The sequence below is a fragment of the Streptomyces swartbergensis genome (assembly GCF_002148965.1).
Classification (GTDB): domain Bacteria; phylum Actinomycetota; class Actinomycetes; order Streptomycetales; family Streptomycetaceae; genus Streptomyces; species Streptomyces swartbergensis.
On record NZ_NGFN01000575.1, the window covers coordinates 1 to 2,967 of the forward strand.

General features: G+C 74.8%; 2 protein-coding genes. One reads left to right on the forward strand and one right to left on the reverse strand.

Annotation, left to right across the window (positions count from 1 at the left end):
- Window positions 1-1,117: tetratricopeptide repeat protein (locus CA983_RS42220; RefSeq protein ID WP_143645768.1), on the forward strand; the 1,117-nt coding region annotated here is incomplete at its 5' end.
- Window positions 1,118-1,195: 78 nt separating this feature from the next.
- Here the strand turns inward: CA983_RS42220 and CA983_RS42225 are convergent.
- Window positions 1,196-2,884: a bifunctional 3'-5' exonuclease/DNA polymerase gene (locus tag CA983_RS42225; protein WP_086605931.1), complete on the reverse strand. Its 1,689-nt coding sequence runs from the start codon at window positions 2,882-2,884 to the stop codon at window positions 1,196-1,198.
- Between the last annotated feature and the right edge of the window lie 83 nt (window positions 2,885-2,967).

Genomic DNA, 2,967 nt, shown 5'->3' on the forward strand with positions numbered 1-2,967 from the left:
CCGCTGGTACGCCGCGGTCGCCGAGCGGGTCCTCGTCGCGATCGTCGAGCCCGGACCCGACCAGGACGACCGTCGCCGCCCCACCGCGGCCCAGCCGTCGGGTCATGCGGCGCAGGTCGCCACGGTCGCCCCCTTCGGCAGCCCCGAGGAGGCCTTCGCCTGGGGCGACAGGGAGCTGACGAACATCGTCACCCTGGTCGAGCGGCACGCTGACGACCCGTGCGGGCAGTGCGCGGGCCTCGTCTCCACCCTCGTGCGGCTGATCCTGCCCTACGCGCACCGCAGGGGCCGCGTCGCCGAGATGGAGGTGCTCGGCCGGGCCGGCCTCGGCGTGGCGCGGCGGCTCGGGGACGAGACAGCGGAGGCGTACGCGCTGGTCGACCTCGCCGGACTGCACTTCCTGACCGGCCGCCAGAACGACGCCCTCGACCTCAACGACCGTGCGCTGGCCATCTGGCGACGGCTCGACCGCCCGTCCTGGATCCGCCGCTGCCTGAACAACCGCGGCCTGCTGCTCGACGGGCTCGGCCGGTACGCCGAGGCAGGCGAGGCGCTGACCCGGAGCCTGGAGTACGCACGGCAGCTGAACGACCCGTACGGCGAGGCCGTCACCCACAGCCACCTCGGCAACCTCTACGAGCACACCGACCCGCGGGCCGCCATCGAGCAGCACCGGCGTTCGCTCGCCATCGGGGACGAGATCGGCGCCGTGATCGTGCGGCACTCCGCGCACTGCAACATCGGATACGCCCACCTGCGGCTCGGCGAACCGGCCGCCGCCCTCCCGCACTTCGAGGAGAGCCTGCGCATCCTCGGCGGTCACGGCGACTGGCACGGCGAGTCCCAGACCCGGCTCGGTGTCGTCCGCGCGCTGCGCCTGCTGGGCCGCACCGGGCGGGCCGCCCGCGAGTGCGCCGAGCTGCTGGACCGGGCCGACGCCCGCGCCGACCGCTACACCGGCGGTCTCGCCCGCCACCAGCACGGGCTGCTGCTGAGCGAGCGGGGGCATGCCGGAGAGGCGCGCGGGGAGTGGCGCTCGGCTCTCGCGGCGCTGGAGGGGACCGACGAACACACGGTGATCACGGAACTCCGCGAGCTGCTCGCTCCCACGGACTGACACCGGGACTGACGCCGGGACTGACGCCGGGACTGACGCCGGGACTGACATCGGGACTGACGCCGGGACTGACATCGGCTATTTGGCGTCCGCATAGCACTCCACCACCGCCGTCGTGAACGGAAACCGCACCGGCGTCTCCCCGAAGGTCAGCCGTCCGGCCAGGGCCGCCGCCTCGCGGATCGCCGTCACGACCGCGGCCGTCTCCTCCTCGGGGCAGTGCACGATCACCTCGTCGTGCTGGAAGAAGACCAGCTCGGCCGCCATGCCCGCGCAAGCCCTCCGCAGAGCGGCGAGCAGCAGCAGGGCCCAGTCGGCGGCGCTGCCCTGGACGACGAAGTTGCGGGCGAAGCGGCCGCGGGCGCGGGCGTTGGTGGAGGCGTAGCCGGGGACCCACTGGCCACTGTCAGGCTGCTCCTCGTCGGTGGCGGGGATGCCGGCCTCCTCGGCCGCGTCGTCCGTCCCCCGGGCCGCCGGCGGGCAGGTCCGGCCGAGCCACGTGCGCACGAGCCGGCCCTCCTCGCCGGCGCGGGCCGCGTCGTCGACGTACGCCACGGCACGCGGGAAGCGGCGTCTGAGCGCGGCGAGGTTCTTCAGGCCGTCGCCGGAGGTCTGGCCGTAGACGGCACCGAGCACGGCGAGTTTGGCCTGGTCACGGTCGCCGGAGAAGGCGCGGTCGGAGACGGACTGGTACAGGTCGCTCTCCCGGCCGGCCACCTCCATCAGGCCGGGGTCGCGGGAGATCGCGGCGAGGACGCGCGGTTCCATCTGGTCGGCGTCGGCGACGACGAGCCGCCATCCRGGGTCGGCGACCACGGCCCGCCGGATCACCTTGGGGATCTGGAGCCCGCCCCCGCCATTGGTGACCCACCGCCCGGTGACCGTGCCGCCCGCGAGGAACTCGGGCCGGAAGCGCCCGTCGCGCACCCAGTCCTGGAGCCATGACCAGCCGTGGGCGACCCAGATGCGGTACAGCTTCTTGTACTCGATCAGGGGTTTCACGGCCGGGTGGTCGACGGACTCGATCTCCCAGCGGCGGGTCGAGGAGACCTTGATGCCGGCCTGCGCGAAGGCCTTGACCACGTCGGCGGGCAGGTCGGGGCGGACCCGGCGGCCGAACGCGGTGGACACCTCGTCGGCGAGTTCGGCCAGGCGGCGTGGTTCGCCGCCGCCCGCGTACCGCTCGCCCAGCAGGTCGTGGAGCACCGCGCGGTGCACGTCGGTGCTCCAGGGCAGCCCGGCGCGGTTCATCTCGGCGGCCACCAGCATGCCCGCGGATTCGGCGGCCGTCAGCAGGCGCATCCGGTCGGGGTGCTCGGCCCGCTCGTGCCGGCGCTGCTGCTCGGCGTAGACCGCGAGGAGGTCCGGCAGGGGCAGGTGGACGCCCTGGGGTTCGAACAGTGAGGACTGGGAGCCCGGTGCGGCGGAGCGCTGCGGCGGATCGGGCGGTACGGGGCCGCCGCGCAGCCGGGCCAGGGCGGCCGCGGCCGAGCGTGGTTCCCCGTACCGCCCCTCGTGGCCGAGGAGGAGCGTCTCGGCGGCCTCGATGTCGTAGCACCGCTCGACTCGCACCCCCGTGGCGAGCAGGCGCGGGTAGACCTCGGCGGTGGACCGCCACACCCACCGCGTGACACCGGGACGGCTCCGCACGGCCTCGGCGGGATCCGCCTCCCGCCGCACCGGCCCGGCGGGCAGCCCGTCCGGACCGAGGGGGGCGACGTCCACGCCACCGTCCTCGGCCGGAGCGAGCGCCCACCGGTCGGCCATGCTGCGAGTGTGACAGGGGGGTCTGACAACGCCCTTGGGCCACCGTCCCGGTCTTGGCCCCGGCCAGCGCCCCGGCCTTGGCC